The 20941-nt window shown below is 66.1% G+C and carries 19 protein-coding genes and 1 tRNA gene; 14 read left to right on the forward strand and 6 right to left on the reverse strand.

All coding sequences use genetic code 11. The features are described from left to right. The 5 genes from dxs to MNOD_RS32145 all read right to left on the reverse strand — a co-directional run bounded on the left by dxs (position 1) and on the right by MNOD_RS32145 (position 7284). Positions 1-1998, reverse strand: a complete 1998-nt coding sequence (dxs, locus tag MNOD_RS32125) for a 1-deoxy-D-xylulose-5-phosphate synthase (protein ID WP_015933123.1) — start codon at positions 1996-1998, stop codon at positions 1-3. A gap of 83 nt (positions 1999-2081) precedes the next feature. Further along, a complete protein-coding gene (locus MNOD_RS32130) occupies positions 2082-2366 on the reverse strand; it encodes an exodeoxyribonuclease VII small subunit (RefSeq protein ID WP_015933124.1) in 285 nt (94 codons plus the stop codon). 192 nt (positions 2367-2558) lie between these two features. Continuing rightward, positions 2559-4154 carry a phosphoglycerate dehydrogenase gene (gene serA / locus MNOD_RS32135; RefSeq protein WP_015933125.1) on the reverse strand — a complete coding sequence of 532 codons (1596 nt, stop codon included), beginning with the start codon at positions 4152-4154 and terminating at the stop codon, positions 2559-2561. 265 nt (positions 4155-4419) lie between these two features. Next, positions 4420-5592 (reverse strand): phosphoserine transaminase, encoded by a 1173-nt coding sequence (locus MNOD_RS32140; RefSeq protein ID WP_015933126.1) that lies wholly within the window; start codon positions 5590-5592, stop codon positions 4420-4422. 135 nt (positions 5593-5727) lie between these two features. Next, entirely contained in the window at positions 5728-7284 is a 1557-nt protein-coding gene (locus MNOD_RS32145; RefSeq protein ID WP_015933127.1) for an FAD-dependent monooxygenase, read from the reverse strand. Positions 7285-7370: 86 nt separating this feature from the next. Between MNOD_RS32145 and MNOD_RS32150 the strand changes: the two genes are divergently transcribed. Next, positions 7371-8024, forward strand: coding sequence for a TetR/AcrR family transcriptional regulator (locus tag MNOD_RS32150; protein ID WP_015933128.1), 654 nt, complete (start codon positions 7371-7373; stop codon positions 8022-8024). A 70-nt stretch (positions 8025-8094) separates the two neighbouring features. Here MNOD_RS32150 and MNOD_RS32155 read toward each other — a convergent pair whose 3' ends face one another. Further along, a complete protein-coding gene (locus MNOD_RS32155) occupies positions 8095-8484 on the reverse strand; it encodes a hypothetical protein (protein WP_015933129.1) in 390 nt (129 codons plus the stop codon). A gap of 260 nt (positions 8485-8744) precedes the next feature. Here MNOD_RS32155 and MNOD_RS32160 point away from each other — a divergent pair, with 260 nt between their 5' ends. The 13 genes from MNOD_RS32160 (at position 8745) to MNOD_RS32220 (ending at position 20525) form a co-directional block, all read left to right on the forward strand. Continuing rightward, entirely contained in the window at positions 8745-8957 is a 213-nt protein-coding gene (locus MNOD_RS32160) for a hypothetical protein (RefSeq protein WP_015933130.1), read from the forward strand. A gap of 56 nt (positions 8958-9013) precedes the next feature. Then, positions 9014-10348, forward strand: coding sequence for an IS1182-like element ISMno38 family transposase (locus MNOD_RS32165; protein ID WP_012631034.1), 1335 nt, complete (start codon positions 9014-9016; stop codon positions 10346-10348). 81 nt (positions 10349-10429) lie between these two features. Next, a complete protein-coding gene (locus tag MNOD_RS32170) occupies positions 10430-10723 on the forward strand; it encodes a hypothetical protein (RefSeq protein ID WP_015933131.1) in 294 nt (97 codons plus the stop codon). 291 nt (positions 10724-11014) lie between these two features. After that, positions 11015-11230, forward strand: coding sequence for a hypothetical protein (locus MNOD_RS32175; protein ID WP_015933133.1), 216 nt, complete (start codon positions 11015-11017; stop codon positions 11228-11230). A gap of 179 nt (positions 11231-11409) precedes the next feature. Further along, positions 11410-11499: transfer RNA gene (locus MNOD_RS32180), tRNA-Ser, on the forward strand. A gap of 97 nt (positions 11500-11596) precedes the next feature. Then, entirely contained in the window at positions 11597-11932 is a 336-nt protein-coding gene (locus MNOD_RS32185; RefSeq protein WP_015933134.1) for a DUF6538 domain-containing protein, read from the forward strand. Between the two features lie 486 nt (positions 11933-12418). Further along, complete coding sequence (locus MNOD_RS32190) at positions 12419-12976, forward strand: recombinase family protein (protein WP_015933136.1); 558 nt, start codon at positions 12419-12421, stop codon at positions 12974-12976. A gap of 710 nt (positions 12977-13686) precedes the next feature. Further along, positions 13687-14010 carry a DUF4267 domain-containing protein gene (locus tag MNOD_RS32195; protein WP_244424830.1) on the forward strand — a complete coding sequence of 108 codons (324 nt, stop codon included), beginning with the start codon at positions 13687-13689 and terminating at the stop codon, positions 14008-14010. 418 nt (positions 14011-14428) lie between these two features. Then, entirely contained in the window at positions 14429-14788 is a 360-nt protein-coding gene (locus MNOD_RS49510; protein WP_244424602.1) for a hypothetical protein, read from the forward strand. After that, on the forward strand, positions 14788-16101 hold the full coding sequence (locus tag MNOD_RS41930; protein ID WP_015933138.1) for a hypothetical protein: 1314 nt from the start codon (positions 14788-14790) through the stop codon (positions 16099-16101). Before MNOD_RS49510 ends, MNOD_RS41930 begins: the two co-directional genes overlap by 1 nt. A 694-nt stretch (positions 16102-16795) precedes the next feature. After that, positions 16796-18376, forward strand: coding sequence for a calcium-binding protein (locus MNOD_RS45835; protein ID WP_015933139.1), 1581 nt, complete (start codon positions 16796-16798; stop codon positions 18374-18376). 528 nt (positions 18377-18904) lie between these two features. Further along, positions 18905-19462, forward strand: coding sequence for a hemerythrin domain-containing protein (locus MNOD_RS32215; RefSeq protein ID WP_015933140.1), 558 nt, complete (start codon positions 18905-18907; stop codon positions 19460-19462). Positions 19463-20042: 580 nt separating this feature from the next. After that, a complete protein-coding gene (locus tag MNOD_RS32220) occupies positions 20043-20525 on the forward strand; it encodes a YqaA family protein (protein ID WP_015933141.1) in 483 nt (160 codons plus the stop codon). The last annotated feature ends 416 nt before the right edge of the window (positions 20526-20941 follow it).

Below are 20941 nucleotides of genomic sequence, written 5' to 3' on the forward strand. Positions count from 1 at the left end.
TCAGCGCGGACGCCGCGAGACGCTGACCACGTTGGTGTCGCGGGCCGGGCGCTTCGCCGCGCGCGGCTGCTCGGGCAGCAGGTCGGTGACGGTGCGGACGATGGCAGGCGCGTCGAGGCCGGCCTGGGCGTACATGCGCTCGGGGCTGTCGTGGTCCTGGTACACGTCCGGCAGCGTCAGGGTGCGCACCCGCACCGTGCCCGCATCCAGCGCCCCCCGCGCCGCGAGCAGATGCAGCACCATCGCCCCAAAGCCCCCGGTCGAGCCCTCCTCCAGCGTCACCAGCACCTCATGGCTCCCCGCCAGATCCAGGATCAGCGCCTCGTCCAGCGGCTTGGCAAAGCGCGCATCCGCCACCGTCACCCCGATCCCGCTCTCCTCCAGGCGGTCCGCCGCCTTCAGCGCCTCCGCCAGCCGCGTGCCCAGGCTCAGAAGCGCCACCCGCGCCCCTGGCGGCCGCCGCAGCACCCGGCCCTTGCCGATCGCCAGCACCTCGCCCCGCTCCGGCAGGTCCACCCCCACGCCTTCGCCGCGCGGATAGCGCAACGCGATCGGGCCGGCATCATGCGCATGCGCGGTCGCCACCATGTGCACCAGCTCCGCCTCGTCCGCCGCCGCCATCACCGTCAGGTTCGGCAGGCAGCACAGATAGGCCAGGTCGAACGCCCCCGCATGCGTCGCCCCGTCCGCCCCCACCAGCCCCGCCCGGTCGAGCGCAAACCGCACCGGCAGGTTCTGGATCGCCACGTCGTGCACCACCTGGTCGTAGGCCCGCTGCAGGAAGGTCGAGTAGATCGCGCAGAACGGCCGGAACCCCTCCGCCGCCAGACCGGCCGCAAACGTCACCGCGTGCTGCTCGGCGATCCCCACATCGAAGGTGCGCTCCGGATGCGCCTTGGCGAAAATATCCACCCCGGTGCCCGACGGCATCGCCGCGGTGATCGCCACCACCGTCTCGTCCGCAGCCGCCGCCTTGACCAGGCTCTCCCCGAACACCCGGGTGTAGCTCGGCGCATTCGGCTTGGCCTTCACCTGCTGGCCCGAGAGCACGTCGAACTTCACCACCGCGTGGCCGCGGTCGGCGGCGGCTTCCGCCGGGGCGTAGCCCTTGCCCTTCTGGGTCACCACATGCACCAGCACCGGGCCCTCGGGCGCGTCGCGCACGTTCTTGAGCACCGGCAGCAGATGGTCGAGATTGTGCCCGTCGATCGGCCCGACATAGTGGAAGCCGAGCTCCTCGAACATGGTGCCGCCGCCCGCCAGGATGCCGCGGGCGTATTCCTCGGCCCGCGCCGCGGTGTCGTAGAGGGCCTTGGGCAGCAGCCGGCCGAACTGCTTGGCGGTGTCGCGCAAGGAGCGGTAGGTGTCGCCCGAGACCAGCCGGGCCAGATAGGCCGACATCGCCCCGACCGGGGGGGCGATCGACATGTCGTTGTCGTTGAGGATCACGATCAGGCGCGAGCGCAGCGCCCCGGCATTGTTCATCGCCTCGTAGGCCATGCCGGCCGAGATCGAGCCGTCGCCGATCACCGCCACCACGTTGCGCCGCGCCGGCGTCTCGCCGCGGGCGCGCGCCGCCGCCTCGGCCAGATCGCGGGCGATCGCCATGCCGAGCCCGGCCGAGATCGAGGTGGAGGAATGGGCCGCCCCGAACGGATCGTAGGGGCTCTCGGCCCGCTTGGTGAAGCCGGACAACCCGCCGCCCTGGCGCAGGGTGCGGATGCGGTCGCGCCGGCCGGTCAGGATCTTGTGCGGATAGGCCTGGTGGCCGACATCCCAGATCAGGCGGTCGTCGGGGGTGGTGAAGACGTAGTGCAGCGCCACCGTGAGTTCGACCACCCCCAGGCCGGCCCCGAGATGGCCGCCGGTGACCGACACCGCGTCGATGGTCTCGGCGCGCAACTCGTCCGCGAGCTGGCGCAGGTCGCTCTCCGGCAGGGCGCGGAGATCCGCCGGATCACGGACGCGATCGAGGAGGGGAAGGCTGAGCGGTGACACCGAACGATCCTCATGTCCGGAAAGGGAAGCGCGCTGCTTGAGCGCGTAACGGCCGCGGACGGGCGACGGGCAGGGCGGGCGCCTCAGGCGACATCGAGCGGCGCCGTGCCGACGGGGCTCCCGTCCGCCCCCAGGGTGATGCGCTGGATGCGCGCCTCGGCCCGCTGGAGCAGCTGCTCGCAATGGCGCTTGAGCGCCTCGCCGCGCTCGTAGATCGCGACGGATTCGTCGAGCGGCACGTTGCCCTGCTCCAGGCGCTGCACGATGCCCTCGAGTTCCTCGAGCGCCTTCTCGAACGGCAGATCGCCCATCGCGGCCGGGCCGGACGATGGGGCGGTCGACGCGGCATCGGACCGGGCTGCGGTCATCTCTTCAAGCTCCCCAGCGAGCGAAGGTTTATGACCGCGCGCCTGTCTCAAAACAACCCTCTCACGGCGCCGGGCCAGGGAGACCGGACTATTCTCCGAGGAGGGCTGCGTTTGCGCCACACTGATTAATGTAGGTTAAGGCGTCGGGCGTCTCCCGTGGAGATCGCCCGGGGATCATCCGCCCGAGCACCGTCAGAAGCGCACGGCGCGCGCGCGCTTGACCTGGGGAATCGCCTCGATCTGCCGCAGCAGGGCGGGCGAGACCGGCTGGTCGACGGCCACGAAGCAGATCGCATCGCCGCCCGGCCGGTCGCGGCCGAGATGGAAGGTCGCGACGTTGACGCCCGCCTCGCCGAGCAGCGTGCCGAAGCGGCCGATGAAGCCCGGCTGGTCGGCGTTTCGCACGTAGAGCATGTGCGGCGCGAAGGCGGCTTCGAGCGGAATGCTGCGGATCTCGACGGTGCGCGGCACCCCGTCATGGAACACGGTACCGGCTGCGTCGCGGGGCATGTCCTCGGCCTCGACGGTGACGTGCAGCACCGAGGCGTAGTTGTGTGCGCTGCCGGTGCGGGTCGTGGTCTCGACCACGATGCCCCGCTGGCGGGCGACCTCCGTCGCCGAGACCATGTTGACGCCTTCGAGGAAGGGCTTGAGCGCGCCCGCGACGGCCGACGCCGTGAGCGCCTTCAGGTTCATGGACGCGATCTCGCCCTCGAACGCGATGCGGATGCCGCGGATCGGCGCCTCCGTGAGCTGGCCCAGGAAGGAGCCGAGCTGCTCGGCGAGCGTCACGAAGGGCCGCAGGCGCGGCGCCTCCTCGGCCGAAATCGACGGGAAGTTGACCGCGTTGCGGATCGCGCCGTGGAGGAGGTGGTCGGCCATCTGCTCGGCCACCTGAAGGGCGACGTTCTCCTGCGCCTCCCGGGTGGAGGCGCCGAGATGCGGCGTGCAGATCACGTGCGGGTGCCCGAACAGCACGTTCTCGGTGGCAGGCTCGACGGAGAAGACGTCGAAGGCCGCCCCCGCCACATGGCCCCGGTCGAGGGCGGCGCGCAGGGCCGCCTCGTCCACGAGGCCGCCGCGGGCGCAGTTGACGATGCGCACGCCGGGCTTGGTGCGGGCGAGCGCTTCCGCGGAGAGGATGTTGCGGGTCTTCTCGGTGAGCGGCACGTGCAGGGTGATGACGTCGGCGCGGCGCAACAGCTCGTCGAGTTCCACCTTCTCGACCCCGATCTCGATGGCGCGCTCCGGCGTCAGGAAGGGATCGTAGGCGATGACGCGCATGCGCAGGCCGATGCCGCGGTCGGCCACGATGGAGCCGATATTGCCGCAGCCGATCACGCCGAGCGTCTTGGCCGTCAGCTCGATGCCGAGGAAGCGGTTCTTCTCCCAGCGCCCTTGCTGCGTGGAGGCATCCGCCTGCGGGATCTCGCGGGCGAGCGCCAGCATCATGGCGATGGCATGCTCGGCGGTGGTGACCGCGTTGCCGTGGGGCGTGTTCATCACGATCACGCCGCGGGCGGTGGCGGCCGGCACGTCGACATTGTCGACGCCGATGCCGGCCCGGCCGACCACCCGCAGGCGCTCGGCCTTGTCGAGGAGGGCGGCCGTGACCTTGGTGGTCGAGCGGATGGCGAGGCCGTCGTAATCGCCGATGGCGGCGGCGAGCGCCTCCTTGTCCTTGCCGAGTTCGGGACGCAGGTCGGCTACGAGCCCGCGCTCGCGGAAAATCGCGACGGCGGCGGGGGAGAGGGCGTCGGAGATGAGGACGCGCTTGGGGGTGGTCATGGATAAGGCTCCGGATCGGTGGGCCGGATCCGCCGCACACGGGGCACGTCCCGCGGACACGCCGCGGGCAGAACCCCTCTCCCGTTTGGGAGAGGGCCAGGGGTGAGGGTGCTACGGTTCCGGATCAAGCGCTGAGCGCAGCGTTGGCAGCGGCACCGTTCAGGCTTCTTGCTGCACCGTCTCCACCCTCACCCCTGCCCCTCTCCCAAACGGGAGAGGGGTTCTGTCGGCGCCCGTCTTGAGCGCGCGGCGGATCCGAGCGGCGTCAGGCGGCCTGCCGAAGCAGGCGGGACTTTTCCTCGGCGAAGGCCCAGTCGAGCCAGGGCGTGAGAGCTTCGAGATCCGCCGCCTCGACGGTCGCCCCGCACCAGATCCTGAGGCCCGCAGGCGCGTCCCGGTAGGCGCCGATGTCGAAGGCGACGCCCTCGCGCTCCAGGCTCGCGGCGATGCCCTTGGCGAGCGCCGCCACGGCCTCGGGGCCGCGGCCCGTCACCTCCGGGTCGGCGATCACGAGACAGACGCTGGTATTCGAGGCGTGACGCGGATCGGCCGCGAGATTCGCGATCCAGGGCGTGCGCGCCACCCAATCCGCCACGACCTTGGCGTTGGCGTCCGCCCGGGCACGCAGGGCCGGCAGGCCGCCGAGCCCCTCCGCCCAGCGCAGGGCGTCGATATAGTCCTCGACCGCCAGCATGGAGGGCGTGTTGATGGTCTCGCCCTGGAAGATGCCCTCGATGAGCTTGCCGCCCTTGGTCATGCGGAAGATCTTCGGCATGGGCCAGGACGGCGTGTAGCTCTCCAGCCGCGCGACGGCGCGCGGCGAGAGGATCAGCATCCCGTGCGCGGCCTCGCCGCCCAGCACCTTCTGCCAGGAGAAGGTCACGGCATCGAGCTTGCCCCAGTCGAGGTTCTGGGCGAAGGCCGCCGAGGTGGCGTCGCAGATCACCACGCCCTCGCGGTCGGCGGCGATCCAGTCCGCATCCGGCACGCGCACCCCCGAGGTGGTGCCGTTCCAGGTGAACACCACGTCGTGCTGCTTGGTGTCGATGCCCGAGAGGTCGGGGAGCTGGCCGTACGGGGCCGTGGTGACGCGGGCGTCGAGCCTGAGCTGCTTGACCGCGTCGGTGACCCAGCCCTCGCCGAAGGATTCCCAGGCCAGCATCTCGACCGGGCGCGGCCCGAGCAGCGACCACATCGCCATCTCGACGGCGCCGGTGTCGGAGGCCGGCACGATGCCGATGCGGTAATCGTCCGGCACCTCCAGCACGGCGCGGGTGAGGTCGATGGCCTCCCTCAGCTTGGTCTTGCCGAGCTTCGCGCGGTGGGAGCGGCCGAGGGCCGCGTCGGAGAGGGCGGCGGGCGTCCAGCCGGGGCGCTTGGCGCAGGGGCCGGACGAGAAGAAGGGCGCGCGCGGGCGCGCGTCGGGCCGGGTCGTCATCTCTGGTATCCATCCTTCCAGATGGGCGCCTCTCGGTGGGGAGAGGTGTCCCGCTGCCGGCAATGACGCAGCGGCGGGCGGCGGTCAAGAGCCTTGCCCGGCGGAGCGGGGGCCGGCACGCCGCCGGGCGGCGGCTCACGCGGCGACGGCGTCGCGTCCGGCGAATCGCAGGCCGTGCCGCCGGGCATAGGCCGCGAGCAACGCCGCATCCTGATCGGGCAGGGCGAGCGCCACGTGGCCGTCCGGCCGGACCAGGATTGCGGCGTCGCGCGGCATGCCCGCCTCCGCGGCGGCCGGCCCGTGCGCGAAGGCATGGACGGCCAAGTCGAGCGCCGCGGCGGCATCCGCCAGGGCGGGCCGCACGCTGCCGTAGACGTGGAGTTGCCAGTCGAGCGTGCGCAGGGCCGCGAAGTTGTCGCCCTCCGGGCCCGGAATCCAGGGCAGGCGGTCGCCGCCCCGCACCGTGCCCGCCCGGCCCCGGCTGAGGGCACTGTGCGGATAGGCGATGCGCACCTGCGAGACGATGTCGAACATCATGCGGCGCGTCGCCGAGAAGCCCCAGAGCAGGGGCATCAGGTGCGGCAGGAGCCACGTGCGCAGCACCTGATGGCGCAGGCCCCGGCCGATGACGGCCTCGAAGGCCCGGTCGGTGGAGGCGACGAGCTGGCGCGCGAAGGCGATCCGCTCCGGCTCGTAGGTGTCGAGGAGGGCGGGGTCGGCCCGGCCGCGCAGCACCGTGGCGAGCTTCCAGGACAGGTTCACCGCATCTCCGATGCCGGTATTCATCCCCTGGCCGCCCGCCGGGCTGTGGACATGGCCGGCATCGCCCGCGATGAAGCAGCGGCCGGAGCGGAACTGCGCCGCCACCCGGTGGTGCACGTGATAGGTCGAGAACCAGTTCACCGCCGCGACGCGCACGCCGAGGAGCGGCTCGGCCGTCGGCTGCACGTCCGAAAAGCTCAGGTCGTCGCGCTGAGCGAGATGCGGCGGCACGATGCCGATCAGCCGGTGCATGCCGCTCGACCGCACCGGCAGCACGAGGCCGAGGGCATCGACCCCGAGATTGACGAAGACGTCCTCGCCGAGCTGATCGGCCAAGTGATCGGCCAAGTGCACGTCCGCGACGTAGAAGAGCTGCCTGTAGGTGCCGCCCGGGAAGCCGATGCCGAGGCTCTGGCGCACCCGGCTGTGGGCGCCGTCGCAGCCGCACAGATAGGCGACCTCGCAGGTCTCCCGCGCGCCCGCCCGGTCGAGGACCGCGCGCACGCCCGTCTCGCCCTCCGCGAGGTCGACGAGTTCGGTGCCGTACTCGACCGGCACGCCGGCATCAGTGAGGCGGGCCAGGAGGAAGCGCTCATGATCGTCCTGGGGAAAGCACAGCATGAAGGGGAAGGGGCTGATGCCCACCCCGAGATCCCCGAAACGGATCGCGGCCACCTCCGCCCCCTCCTCCCGCAGATGGACCCCGCCCATGCGGATGCCGCGGGCCACCACCTCGTCCGCGAAGCCGAGCTGCTGGTAGAACTCCAGCGTGCGGGCATGAACCACCATGGCGCGGGAGGCCTCGCCCGGGCCGGCGGCCCGGTCGATGATGCGGACCGGGATGCCGTGGCGGGCGAGCCGCAGGGCGAGGACGAGGCCGGTCGGTCCGGCGCCGACGATCAGGATCGAGGGATGCAACGAAGAGGACATGGTCGGACCCTCCGCGGGACAGCTTATGACCCGTGGGTCACTTTTGCAACCGGCCTCGGATGCGCGATGACCCCGGCGGAGGCCCGATGACGCAGGTCGCACCGGCTGCGGGGGCGGGCCGCCGCGGCCCGAGCCCGGACAAGACCGCCCGGACCCGTCGCGCCATCGTGGCGGCGGCCCTCGACGTGTTCCTGGAGCGGGGGTTCTCCGATGCCCGGATGATCGACGTGGCGACGCGGGCGGGCGTCGCGAAGGGCACGCTCTATCTCTACTTCCGCGACAAGGAGGCTTTGTTCGAGGGCGTGCTGCGGGAGATGATGGCCGACCTCGTCGGTGCGCTCAGCCCGCAGGGGCCCGCGCCCGGCGAGCCTCTGCGGGCCTTCCTGCGGCGCGTGGCGCTGCCGGCTTTCCGCGGCCTCGAAGAGTCGCGGCGGGCGGGCCTGATCCGGCTCGTGGTGACGGAGGGCGGGCGCTTTCCGGACGTGGCGGCGGCCTACCGCCGGGTCGTCGTCGACCCGGTCACGGGGGCGATCCGGCGGCTCGCGCAGGAGGCGGTGGCGCGGGGCGAGCTCTCCTCGGATGCGCTGGTACGGTTTCCCCTGCTGCTGGCGGCGCCGGGCCTGACCGCCACGATCTGGAACGGCCTCTACGGCGCCGAGGAGCCACTCGACACCGGCGCGGTGGTGGAGGCGTTCCTGGACTGGGTCCTGCCGGAGGTGCCGCCCTCCGACGGCCGCTGAGCTCCCGCTCTGCTGCCTGAGCCGAACGGGACGCGGATCCTCGGCCGGAGACGAGCCCGTCTCGGCGGCCTCAGGCCGAAGCGGCCTGCTGCCTGCCGGGCCTGCGCGGGAGCGAGGCTTGGCGCAGGGCCGCGGCCCGGCGGCGTCGGGCGGCCTCGGCCCGGCGCAGGAGCCAGTCGAGGATGTTGCGCTCCACCCGCTCGCCGGTGTCGCGGTCGGTGAGGCGATGGATGCGGTCGGCCCGGAAGCCCCGATAGGCATCGCGATCCCGGTCGGTCCCGCCGACCAGCACCTTGCCCGGGCCGATCTTGAGCTCGTGAGCGGCGAGATGGCGGACCGTCCAGGTGCCGTTGCCATCCTCGTACACGAGCTCGAACCGGCCCTCGATCGGCAGCACCCGCCAGGCGCCGTCCTGGCGCTCGACGGGCCCGTCCGGCCCGGAAAAGCTGTTCTCAAACATGACGTTGATATAGGTGTTCGGGCTTTGTTCTTAAAGGGGGAGCGGCCCGGTCTCGGGGGTCGGAGGAGCGGGTGGTTGTTCCGGCACCTCACGCCAAGCGGAACGGCAAGCGGTGCGCCCATCGCGGCATTCGCAATGCCGGCATGTGGACCAAGGTCGGAGAAGTGGCAGCGCTATCCTTCTGTGCGCGCTCGGAGCGGGCCGTTGTCGCGGGCGTTGGCCTCGATCAAGCCGGGAGAGCTTGGGGCCGGAGGAACACCATGCCGAACCGCGGATACACCGTGCGCAAAGGACGTGAGGGGTGGGGCGTCTACGCCCTCCATACGGGTGAGCCGGTCCGGGTGAACGGGCGCATGCAGACAGGGCTTCCGCTCGAAACCGCGACCCAGCTGGCGGAGTCGCTCCAGCTGCTCGCGGTGATCGGAACCGATGCCGTCGAGCAGCCGATCCTCACACGCCGATCAATCCACTAGGAGCCCGTCCGAGTAAGTACCTCGACGGCGGCGCTTTGGGATGATTCACTCGGCTCATGGCCAAGGTGTTTCGCTCCTGGGACGTCGATCAGGGCTGGCTGCTGCCACCCTCGCTGCATGAGTTCGTGCCGCCCGGGCACATGGCGCACTTCGTGCGCGATACGGTGCGCGAGGCGCTCGACCTCTCAGCCATTCTCGACACCTACACCGAGGAGCGCGGCTACCCGCCCTACCATCCCGGCATGATGGTGGCCCTGCTCCTCTACGGCTACAGCCGCGGTCTGTACTCGTCGCGTCAGCTCGCCCGCGCCTGCGAGGAGCGGGTTGACTTCATGGCCGTGACCGGCCTGAACCGGCCCGACTTCCGCACCATCGCTGACTTCCGCAAGCGGCATCTGACGGCGCTCTCGGACCTGTTCGTGCAGGTGCTGCGGCTGTGCCGGGCGGCCGGGCTGGTCGGCTTTGCCCACGTGGCGGTGGACGGCACCAAGCTGAAGGCCAACGCCTCGCGCCACAAGGCGATGAGCTACGGCCGGATGAAGGCGGCCGAGTCGACGCTGGCCGCCGAGGTCGAGGCTTGGCTGGATCAAGCGCGCGAGGCCGACGCGGCGGAGGATCGGGCTCATGGGACCGACCATCGTGGCGACGAGACACCGGCCTGGATGGCCGACAAGCAGCGGCGGCTGGAGACGATCCGCGCCGCCAAGGCCGCGTTGGAGGCAGAGGCTGCCGATCCGCCCGATCCGGAGGACGAGGACGGGCCGGGGGCCTCGTCGGGCATGCGCTGGCAAGGTCGGCCCTTGCGGGGCGAGGACGGCGGTCCGCCCGACCGGGCGCAGCGCAACTTCACCGACCCGGACAGCCGCATCCTGCCCACGCGCGACGGGTTCGTGCAGGGCTACAACGGCCAGATTGCGGTTGATGCGGCCCATCAGGTGATCGTCGCGCATCGGCTCGTGACGAACCCCGCCGACTCGCGCGCTCTCGTGCCGCTCGTCGACGGCGTCTGCACCCATCTCGGGCGCAAGCCGCGGGAGGTCTCCGGAGATGCCGGCTTTGCCACCGAGGCGAACCTGGCCGCGCTGCAGGAGCGACGGATCACAGCCTATCTCGCTCCGGGCCGTGCCCGTCACGGCGAGGCGGATGCAGCAGGTCGCCGGAGGCTGACGAAGATGCCCCTGATGAGCGCGATGGCCGTCCGCCTGAAGCGGGCTGGGCGCCGGAGCCGTTACCGTCTCAGGAAGCAGGTCGTCGAGCCGGTGTTCGGGCAGATCAAGCAGGCCAGAGGCTTCCGACAGTTCCTGCTACGTGGGCTCGATCAGGTCCGCGGCGAGTGGGCGATGATCTGCACCGCCCATAACCTCCTGAAGCTGGCGCAGGCCGCGCGCTGAGCCTGTGGCGCAGGAGCCATCCGCCCAGATCTCAACCTTAGTCCCAACGCATCAAACCGTTACTCGGACGGGCTCCTAGGTGTGCAGTCCCATCACATCCTGCCGAACGCGGCGACGATGGCGGGCCTGTGCCCGACGCAGATCGGGCTGGTGAAGCTCACCGAGGCGAACGGCATCGCCCGACGGGCGGACGAGATCCTCGGGTTCATCACGGCGGTGATCGTCGTGAGCGCCCTGTGCTCGTACTTCTCGATCCGTAACTCGCTCGGACGGGCGCGCGGCGAGATGCTGGAGCGGATCGCGGACGTCGCCTTCATTGTCGGCCTGATCGGGTTGGCCGTGGCGTCGCTCCTGTTTGCGCACGAGTGGATCTGAGGTCCGTTCCTGCCTGCCTCGAGACGGGCGCGAATGTCAGCGCGTCTTGCAGAGACTGGAATGGCAATCGGGTCTGACGTGCGCTCCGGCACCACGTTCTTCTGCTTTCTGCGGCACACCGCCGGTCGGCATTCGCACCGGAGGTTCCAATGGTCAGCCCGCTCCAGATCCGCCGCCTCATGGCCGCAGCCTTCGTTCTCGGCCTCGCCCTCGCACCTGCGGTGAACGCTCTGCTGCCCTGAATCGGCGTGCTATCTGGCGAGCCTGCACCGCGTCCGAAGGATCGATCCCATGGCGATGTCGGAGATGCTGCTGCTAGTCATTCCGGGCGTTGCCGTCATCGTGCTGCTCACGGTTCTCATCGGGAGGCCAGCTCAAAGGCGCGCCGATGAGGCGATGGGGTCGGACGGAGGCGCCTGGACCGGCGGCCTGGGCTGGGATTTGGGCGGAGGAGTTGACAGCGGTGGCAGCAGCTGCGGCGACGGCGGCAGCTGCGGGGGTGCCTGATTGGTTCATTCGGCGGCCGGGTGCGAAGGGCGATGCAGGCCGACGCGGCCGCGAAGGTTGACGCCGCGCTCCGCGCCGCCATAGACAGGGCCGGTGGCCGAAACGGGAGCAGAGCGGCCGCAAACGCGGGTTCCGAGATCCCGCCGAAGCCGCCAAAAGCTCAACCGGATCAAGGCCTTGGAAGGGTGGCCGAGTGGTTTAAGGCAGCGGTCTTGAAAACCGCCGTGGGGGCAACTCCACCGTGGGTTCGAATCCCACCCCTTCCGCCAGACTTCTGCTAAGTGTCTGGCCTACTGAGAAGCGTTGACAGACAAGGGGTTGGGCGGCACCTGTGCTACAGGTTGTTGCTACAGGTGACCCCTCGCGATGGGCCTTGAGACCCGCCTTGTTCGCCGCAAGAACGGCACCTACTCGTTCCGAGGCTACGTCCCTCCCGAGTTGCGAGAGGCCATCCCTGGTGGCCGCAGCGGGCAGAAGTGGATTGCTCTCGGGACCGCTGATCGTGCTGAGGCAGTGCGTCGCGCTCGCCTCAAGTCGGTGGAGTTCGGCCGGGAGCTATCTGCGGCGCGGCGCCGGCTCTCAGGTGCCCAGGATGCCATCTCGCAGGCTGAGGCCGACCGGCTTGCCGCGATGTGGCTCTCCAAGTTCCTGAATGACGATGAAAGAAAGACCGGGGAGCGCCAATCGAGGTGGCGGGTCTGAATGTTTATGCCACGTATCTGAATTGGCATCGACAGATCGGAGGCTCCAAAAACCCCCCGTGGCCCCATCCGTTTCAAGGAGGGGCTGGCTCTGGAAAGCTCACACCCACGATGAGGCGCCGGCTTGAACGAGTAGGCCGAGCCGATGGTTGCCCTTCACTGGCGACCATGGAGGGGAGCATTGGTCTGGTTCGTGGCAGGAGCAGTGCTCGGGCTGGCGCATGGCATCGTCCGCCTTGTGCGTGCTCCACGTCCACTGAGGAGCCCGGCTCGGACCCTCGTCATAACCACCTTCATTGGGCTCATGGCTATCGGCCTCCCGCTGTGGCTGGCAGCCCACCTCATCTGACCCACCGAGTCACAGAAGGGTTTACCGCTCAGGTACATCGTCCTGTTACGCTTGAGTGCGTCACAAAAGGGTTTACTTGGGGCTTTTGGTACATCACTGTCACAGGGTCTGGATCGTTCTGTGACAGGATGCAGCCCAATGGCCGTGTATGGTTACGCCCGCGTCAGTACCACCGACCAAGACCTCAGCCTTCAGGAGGAAGCTCTGCGGGCAGCAGGGTGCGAGGTCATTCGCTCAGAGAAGCGGTCAGGCACCAGCACGGAGGGCAGGACCGAGCTTCAGACGCTCATGGACTTCGCCAGAAAGGGCGACACCATCGTGGTGACCCGCATCGACCGGCTGGCCCGCTCCATTGCTGACCTCGCTATCCTCGTTCGGCAGCTTGAGGCGAAGGGAGTTGCCCTGAAGGCCACTGAGCAGCCCATCGACACGTCAACGGCTGCGGGACGCTGCTTCCTTCAGATGCTCGGGGTGTTCGCCGAGTTTGAGACGAACCTTCGCAGGGAGCGTCAGCTTGAGGGCATCGCCAAGGCCAAGGCTGCGGGCGTCTATGCGGGCAAGGGGCGCCCTGCTTCGGTGCCTGCTGAGAAGGTGAGGGAGCTTCACGCCACCGGAATGGGTCCGTCTGCCATCGCGAAGGAACTCGGCATCAGCCGCATGTCGGTGCACCGGGCGTTGAACCCGAAGGCCGCATGATGGCGGCTGGACAGGAGCTTGAGGCCAAGCAGGCTCCTACCTCGTGTGGCTGCTAGTCTCATGCGGCCGATTGGCCTCTACGATACTGACATACCTACTCGGAGTTGGAGTGCTGCCCCTCCAAGTCACATCGACTCTCGAGCTGTCCTTTTTGACCAATAGGTTGTATTTGCCTTCGCTATCAGGCTCTCCTACTTCTTCAATACGAGCCATGAAGTAGGCAGGTTTATTGCTGGTCTCATGAAGGTAGAGCCAGCCACCCCGTAAAGCGGGCGCCTCTTGTGGAGAAATTCTCCAATACCCCGATCTAAAAACTCCCTGTCCTTTTCCAATTTGGAATAGGTTGTCTGGTCTGCCGTTCTTGTAATGGCAGATTGCGTGCATTGCCTTCATTGAGCGCCCCTCCTTAGTGCCAAGCATACTGAGGACAAGGAGCGAAGGCGAGCGAAGCTCACAACTGTCCAAGGTCTTCATCATTAGGCTCACACTCGGAGCGGGTTTTGTATGTGATGCCGCCCTCGCTACCAGATGTGGTGCCTCTGCGCCTGTCAGGCAGGGGATGGACGCGGCTTCAATGCGCCTGAGCACGACACCTCAGGCCCCTTCCACGGTTGACCTCACGCAGCCGTAGGAGGGCCAGCGTGGCTTCTGCCGACCAACGCCTATCCGCCTCAGAGCCGAGCTTCTGGGTCGTCCTGGGCCTCTCAGCAGTGTACCTGTGCCTGAGTGGCCTGTTCATCGTAGCCCCGACCACAGGAGCTTCGATCTTCGGCATACCGGCTCCAGGCAACCTCGCTGATGCGTACCTTCGTGCTATCGGCTTCCGAGATGCTGCCTTGGCCCTCTATCTGGCTGGGCTTGCCTGCTTCTCGTCTAGGCGTGCGGTGGGCATCGTCCTGGGCGCAACCGTCCTCATCCCAGTCTGTGATGTCGCCCTCGTCCTGGCTGTAGGGACCGCAGCTTGGTGGCAGATCGGACTTCATGCCCTCAATGGAGTCTGCCTGATTGTCATGACTACCTGGGTGCTGAGATGAGAGGTGCATAACGTGTATTGGTCGCTTGGGGGCCTCTATTCTGCCTCACATGCCTGCTATTATTCGCTTACTGTCTCTCAGGGTACGGCCCCTATTCTCAGGAGTATGAATGTCGAGGGTATGTAGCGCACCGGGTTGTTCTTCCCCGGCTGCGTCACGGTTCAGCCTGTACTGCAAGGCTCATAAGGCTCGTCTGCGCAGGCATGGAGCAGTCGATCAGGTCGGCGTTACGGAGGCCCTCCTGGGGTCGTACAAGCGCCTCGTGAGGGTTCGTATCGAGAAGAACAAGGAGAGCCCGCTGTGGGGTCAACTGGAGGCTCGGTGGGACACCATCGTGAGCCACGCTCAGAGCATCGTAGACGGCCACCAGCGTGGGTAGACGGGCTACTCGTTCGAGAGACGGGCTGCGCAGGAGGTCTTGAAGCTCGCGGCAGACGTGGAGCCCAAGGCGGTCGTAGAGACGGCTCTGGCCATGTTTCTCCTGCTAGAAGCTGAGCCACGGCGGTTTCGGTCTGACGCAGGCTTCCGTACTCAGCTTGTCAGGAGGGTTCGTGGTCTGACGGACATGAACGCCGGGACCTTCTGGGAGAACGACACTGGGAAGGTGAGGCGCGTGTACAAGGACGTACCACCACGAGCCATCGTCGTGATGGGGCAGTGGCTTGCAGAGGCATTTGGGGGAGCCGGGACGCACATGGCGAGGCTGGAGGAGCGTGACAGGCAGGAGCGGGAGAACGCTCGCCAGGACTTCCATAAGGCCTTGGAGGAACTGCGGTGATGACGGAGCCTACCCGGCACCGCTGGTTTGACGACTTCAGGGGAGCCAAGGCGCCACGCTTACTCAGCCTCGTTCAGCAGGTGACTGCTCAGGTAGACGAGCACGAGAAGGTTCACGAGCCGCGCAAGCATGTACGTCGGCAAGAGGACCAGAGGCGGCACGAGACGGCCATTGAGGCCATCGTCGCCAACCTCGCCCACGCCGTGCACCTGCCGCCTGAGCTGGGTCGTCTTGCGTGTCTGGTGGGGAACTCAACCGAGAGACGCACTCGGTATGACAGCTCCGTCTTCGGCAAGGGCTTCCGGAAGCTCCTATGGCGGCTTGAGGAGGCGGGAGTGCTCGATTGGAACCGCTCCTTTGAGCGTGGCCAAGCCTCGACCACCGCTCCTACCTCAGCTTTCGCTGAGAGGGTTCGCGAGGCTGGTGTAGAGCTGTCCGACTTCCGCCGACTCCCTGGTGAAGAGGTCATCCTGCTTTCGCAGAAGACCCTCCTGTCTGCTTCCGGCCAAATCATCAGTCATAAAGCCATGGTGGACTACGCCGACACGCCAGAAATACGGCAGATGCGGCAAACCATACGGGAGATAAACGCATTCCTTGAAGGGGCAGACATCAGCTTTATAGACGATGGGCTTGGTCCTGTAGACGCCTACCAGCGCACCATGCGGCGTCATTTCGTCCTGAAGCCCACTGACAAGGACATTCGCTTTGACCGCAGAGAACGGCTGTTCGGAGGCTTCTGGCAGAACCTTAAGCGTGCGAGAAGAGGAGGTATCAGGATAGGTGGCGAGGAGGCCGCTATCCTCGACTTTTCCTCGATGTTCCCACGGTTGGCCTATGCGAGTGCTGGAGCTACACCTCCTGAAGGTGACGTCTACGCCATTCCTGGCCTGGAGAACCACCGTAGAGGGGTTAAGCTTGTGCTGAGTACTCTCCTCTTCGACAATAACAAGAAGCGCAAGAGCTGGCCATCTGAACTCCTTATCGGAGATGCCGATACCCATGAACCAAGCCTACCGGAAGGATGGACAGTTAAGCATACGAGAGCCGCTATCGCAGAAGCACATCCACCGTTGGCTAACTGCCTTGGAGATGGCCTTGGCTACAGCTTAATGCACATAGAGAGCCGTATCCTGGTCACCGTGCTTGAGGAGTTGAGAGCAAGGGGCATTGTTGCTCTTGGCCTGCATGATGGCCCGATGGCTCCTTGGTCAAGGAGGGAAGAGGTGAAAGCCTTAATGGAGGATGTAGGTAGGAGGATTACCTCTATCCACTTGCCTGTTGAGATCACATCAGCGGCTATGAACCACTGAGAATGCCTACCTGCACCCTGCGTATCGATGAGAACACTTCACACCACTTTACATACCACCTACAAGACCCGTAACTTCCGTTTCTATCTCAATGGTTTAGCGAGACAGCCCTTCTCGGGAGGGTACTCCATCCGTCTTACGCAGAAACGGACAGCAGCGTTCAGCAGGATGTGGCGCAAGCTGTCCTTTCCAGAGGCTTGTAGAATGGCATTAGGAGGCCACCAGAGGGCGTCCACTGCCTGACTGGTGGCTCACCTCAACAGCACAGAAACCCCGTGTAGAGCCGTCCTAGACAGCCTCAGAGGCTACCGTTTGATTGACGTCAGAAATGGAGAAAGCCCTCTGTCAGGAGCAAGCTTGATCTGAAGGCAGACCTTAGTGCTCTCGATGTGCCCGTGTCCAGGCACGCTGAGGTGCGCCGGACGTGGACAAGGGGCACGCTGGTGATGAACTGAACGAGCGCATTGACGACATCGCGAGTAGGGAAACAAGCCGCTCTCATTTGTCGTTAATATCTGGCTAGCCTGCCCCTCGCCCGCATCGATACTAGGTCGAACTTGTGCAGCAGACATGGGGAAGCTCAGGGAGCCTCAGGCCAGCACGAGGCGGCTCCAAGCGTAGCCGTTATTGCAGCTGTAGGATACTCGCTATATGTACTGGGGCCCATATCGAGTAGCCCTGCGAAGGCCGCCCAATGTCGCGCTACGCTGATCTGGCAAAGCTCAAGGTTCCCTTCTCGATAACATACGGCTCCTACACATTCGACGAGACAACCGGCACAGCAGTATTCACAGCGCTGCCCACGAGCCAGTATCCAGTGGGCCCCCTAAGTACCCGCCCTACACTTCTCTCGGGTGACTACACGACTGCTCGTAGCTATGATAACGCTGATGACTTCAGTGATTTCTTTTACGTTAACTCGCTTGAGCTTGGTTCTTTTGCGTACTATACCTACACTCTGATTCCTGGAATTGGAACCAGGAGCACATTAGCGGGGGTAGGACAAGTCGGAGTTGACGATGAAGACCACGTCATCGTAAGAGAAGGACTGCAATACTTTCTGATCGGTCGAGGAGAGCGTCTCGACCCCGGCGATCAGGTTATCATTCATGACCAAGCCGAATCCACGTTCCGGCCATCCTTAGAGTCGGTCGTCAGCGGAGATGCTGACAACAACTCGGTCGATGGCACATCGGCCAACGATGAAGTCTACGGCCTTGCTGGCAATGACACCGTCCGTGGCCTTGATGGCGACGACCTCCTCTTTGGAGGGTCCGGAGACGACTTCGTGCATGGTGGGTTCGGCAATGACCGCTTAGAAGGCAATAAGGGGAACGACGGGCTCTTCGGTGATCCGGGCCGCGACGCCCTCTCGGGAGGAGAGGGACAGGACGCTCTGTACGGTGGCCTGGATGATGACATTGTCTACGGCGATGCGGGGGACGACCTCGTCTTTGGCCAGGAGGGCAATGACAGCGGTTTCGGGGGGGTCGGGAACGACTTCCTCTCAGGCGGTGACGGTAACGACACGCTCGACGGCGGGGAAGGTAATAACCTACTGTTCGGGGACGAGAATGATGACCGCATCACGGCGGGCATCGACAATGATCTCGCTTACGGCGGAACCGGAAACGATGTGATCTTCGGGCAGACCGGCAACGACGCCCTGTTCGGTGAGACCGGGGACGACTTCATCGGGGCAGGCTCTGGAGATGACTTCCTCTCAGGCGGTGATGGTAACGACACCCTCTTCGGCGAGGAAGGCAACAACCTGCTGTTCGGGGACGAGAACGATGACCGCATCTTGGCGGGCACCGGAAACGATCTCGCTTACGGCGGAACCGGGAACGATGTGATCTTTGGGCAGACCGGCAATGACGTCCTATTCGGTGAGACCGGGGACGATTTCATCGGGGCGGGCGCTGGAGACGACCTGCTGTCGGGCGGAGCTGGTATCGACTCGCTCTTCGGCGAGGATGGCAACGACCTGCTGTTCGGCAACTCAGGTGATGACGAACTGGTGGGCGGAGCTGGTGCCGATACCTTCTTCGTGGGGCTGGGCGATGGGCATGAACTCATCCGCGACTTCGCGGCGAGTGGCCCCGATCACGACCTGATCAAGTTCAACAACGGTCTGGCGTCCTTTGCCCAGGTGCTCGGGGCCAGCGAGCAGATTGGCTCGGATGTGGTCATCACACTCAGCTCAGACACCAGCGTGACGCTTCAGAACACCACGCTGGCGAGCCTGACGGAGGACGCCTTCCGGTTCGCGTGACAAGAGCAGAGCCAAGGTGCGGGTGTGCCTCGGCCCACCATTCTGTGGCGCTGAGGACAGTACACAGGCCCTCAGCTCGTCAGATGGTCACCAGCGTCGCCGATGGCTGGCACCATCGCGAGCGACTCCAGGGCGTCAATGACCCTGGGATAAGATCGTGCGAGTGGGCGCCCTCTATGTGATCAGAAGGGAGCCCAAAGGCTCGCGAGGTTGGCCCCGAAGTTTGGGCCTGAGGCGTCCCTGGACGAATCGCTCGACCATATTTCGTATGACTGCCCGTGGCGGCACCTCCCGAGAGGGCGGGAGAAGAGCCAGCACGTGCCTCACTGCAAGGCTTGGACCGTGGACCTGGAGGGACCACCGCGGCCAACTGACCTCCCACCGGGGTCGAAGAAGCTGACGGTCGTGAAGGGCGGGAAGGCTTAGACCGCACGATAACCGGGATCGTGGGAGCGGATACCAGCCTGTTCATCCGGAACGAGTCTCGTCAGGCGTGAGTTGGAGGACGGCACCGAGAGGGTACGAGTTATGGACGTCTGGCAACTCATCGCGCGCGACCACGCCAACATCACTGATCTCATCCGTGAGATACCGTACGCTCTCAACGGTCCAGGAGTGGTGCGCAGCCGTGAGCAGCTTCTGGCCGACCTCATCGACGAGCTGGACGCCCACGCAGAGGCTATCGATGCAAGCCTGTTGGAGCCGTTGAGCGCGCACAATAGGGCATCAGGGCTAATCAGCGACCTGCGCCGTGAGGACCATCAGGTGATGCAGCAGCTTGACCAGCTTGCAGCATACCGTGGCAAGGGCTCCCAAGGGTGGCTCAACACCTTCGAGGACGTGACCTATCTCGTTGACCAGCACCTCTCCCGGCACACCAACGAACTGCTGCCTCTGGCCCGTGAGGTCTTGTCGTCCGAGCAGGTTCAGAACGCGACCAGCACGTTCATACGAGCCAAGATGCGGGCGTTGCAGTCAGGAACTCGCAGCCGACCTCAGACGGCCGCCGGCGGTGGGCTGTTCGGGGCAGTCGCTGTTCTTGCGGCTGTGGCTCTAGGGCTCATCGCGTTGCGTTCAGCGCTCTAGGGACGCGAGGCGTGACCAGCGGCGGTTACACAGGAAGGCACAGAGAGAGACCTGAGGGTATCAGCAGGGGTAAGCCCCGTGCCGATTTGGCAGCAGCATCAGCTCCGGGGAATCATGTTCCGGGCGAGGACCTTCGCCAACGGCAAGACCAACTTCTGGACGAGGTGCTGGAGGAGACGTTCCCCAGCAGCGATCTGATCTCTCCGCACCAGTTCACAAGGTGATCGCACCTAGGCGCGAATAGTGAGGAGATGGGGGCGGGACGTGCTCCCGTTCATCCTCGCCTTGCACGCTGCCAAGGCTTTGCTACACGCCCCACATCCTCGCCGGTTCAGTCGGCTCGACGTGCTCCGGCTCCGCGGGTAGCTGGCAATGCGGCGAGGATCGTGACGACGGGGCGGCCACGGACCAGCTCTCTGGGCTGGCCCTGTGACGCTCAGTGGGCCGGGTGGTCACGAGAGGTGGTTCTCCTAATGTCGCCTTCTTCCACCCCTAATGGGCTCAAGGGACTGAGACACCGAACGAAACCAGAGGGCGAAAAACCGGGTCGATCCGGCCCCAAGATGATGAGTGAAACCCGATGGATGCTCTGCCGGCCTTCTTCGGGCTGTTCGTCACCTCACTCATTGCCGGCACGTTCCTGCCGTTTCTGCCTGGGTCCTCTGAGATGGCCATGGCCGGGCTCTTGGCTGCTCAGGCCGGGAGTCTGGTCGCCCTCCTGGCAACTGCCGTGATCGCGAACGTCATGGGCGCAACTATCAACTACCTCATCGCCCGCAACGTCGCTGGCCTGGCGGATCGCCGCTGGTTCCCCCTGTCTCAGTCAACTCTGGACAGGGCTACGGCTTGGTTCGAGCGGTACGGGGTATGGGCGCTGGCCTTGTGTTGGCTGCCAACCTTCGGCGATGCCATCACCGTCATTGCTGGGCTCCTCAGAGCCGACATCCGTCTGTTTCTGGTCTTGGTCTTTGCGGGGAAGTCATTCGGCCATGGAACAGTCGCCTTCGGTCTGACATGGCTCACCGACACTCAATCTTCTGCAAGCCCTCACTGGCCTGGCTGAGGCCCGCCCTCAAGCCTGCTGAGGACCCGCGCCACCTGAACGGCTGACCACTCACCCCCCCCTTCCCTGACGTCATAGGAATTCCCTCCTGGTTCAGCTTGGCCACCATGCCCTCAGGGAGGCTCCAGAAGCCCGAAGGTCCTGAATGGTGGGGGAACGCCACTCTGGCCCAGCTATCGGCCTCCCTGGCCTTCACAGTGGCGCTCACGGCCCGTCCCTTGGTGCCGCCAGTTCCTCGCAGATTCCCCCGGGCGCCTCCCAGCCGGACACTACGGGCCTTAGCCGCTGCCGGGTGTGTTCAGGCCCCCGGTTCACCATAAGTGGCGCTTTGGGTCGCAACCTGCCTGCTTTCGCCTGTGTGAGTGAAACCACTGCTGCTGCGAGTCATTATTGGTAGAAAAGCAGGCGAGCCTTCC

Source organism: Methylobacterium nodulans ORS 2060, assembly GCF_000022085.1.
Classification (GTDB): Bacteria; Pseudomonadota; Alphaproteobacteria; order Rhizobiales; family Beijerinckiaceae; genus Methylobacterium; species Methylobacterium nodulans.

Coding starts and splice junctions, on each gene's coding strand:
- MNOD_RS32130 (WP_015933124.1), bottom strand. CDS start 2,366: ATGACCGCAGCCCGGTCCGATGCCGCGTCGACCGCCCCATCGTCCGGC.
- serA (WP_015933125.1), bottom strand. CDS start 4,154: ATGACCACCCCCAAGCGCGTCCTCATCTCCGACGCCCTCTCCCCCGCC.
- MNOD_RS32140 (WP_015933126.1), bottom strand. CDS start 5,592: ATGACGACCCGGCCCGACGCGCGCCCGCGCGCGCCCTTCTTCTCGTCC.
- MNOD_RS32145 (WP_015933127.1), bottom strand. CDS start 7,284: ATGTCCTCTTCGTTGCATCCCTCGATCCTGATCGTCGGCGCCGGACCG.
- MNOD_RS32150 (WP_015933128.1), top strand. CDS start 7,371: ATGACGCAGGTCGCACCGGCTGCGGGGGCGGGCCGCCGCGGCCCGAGC.
- MNOD_RS32155 (WP_015933129.1), bottom strand. CDS start 8,484: ATGTTTGAGAACAGCTTTTCCGGGCCGGACGGGCCCGTCGAGCGCCAG.
- MNOD_RS32160 (WP_015933130.1), top strand. CDS start 8,745: ATGCCGAACCGCGGATACACCGTGCGCAAAGGACGTGAGGGGTGGGGC.
- MNOD_RS32165 (WP_012631034.1), top strand. CDS start 9,014: ATGGCCAAGGTGTTTCGCTCCTGGGACGTCGATCAGGGCTGGCTGCTG.
- MNOD_RS32175 (WP_015933133.1), top strand. CDS start 11,015: ATGGCGATGTCGGAGATGCTGCTGCTAGTCATTCCGGGCGTTGCCGTC.
- MNOD_RS32185 (WP_015933134.1), top strand. CDS start 11,597: ATGGGCCTTGAGACCCGCCTTGTTCGCCGCAAGAACGGCACCTACTCG.
- MNOD_RS32190 (WP_015933136.1), top strand. CDS start 12,419: ATGGCCGTGTATGGTTACGCCCGCGTCAGTACCACCGACCAAGACCTC.
- MNOD_RS41930 (WP_015933138.1), top strand. CDS start 14,788: ATGACGGAGCCTACCCGGCACCGCTGGTTTGACGACTTCAGGGGAGCC.
- MNOD_RS45835 (WP_015933139.1), top strand. CDS start 16,796: ATGTCGCGCTACGCTGATCTGGCAAAGCTCAAGGTTCCCTTCTCGATA.
- MNOD_RS32215 (WP_015933140.1), top strand. CDS start 18,905: ATGGACGTCTGGCAACTCATCGCGCGCGACCACGCCAACATCACTGAT.
- MNOD_RS32220 (WP_015933141.1), top strand. CDS start 20,043: ATGGATGCTCTGCCGGCCTTCTTCGGGCTGTTCGTCACCTCACTCATT.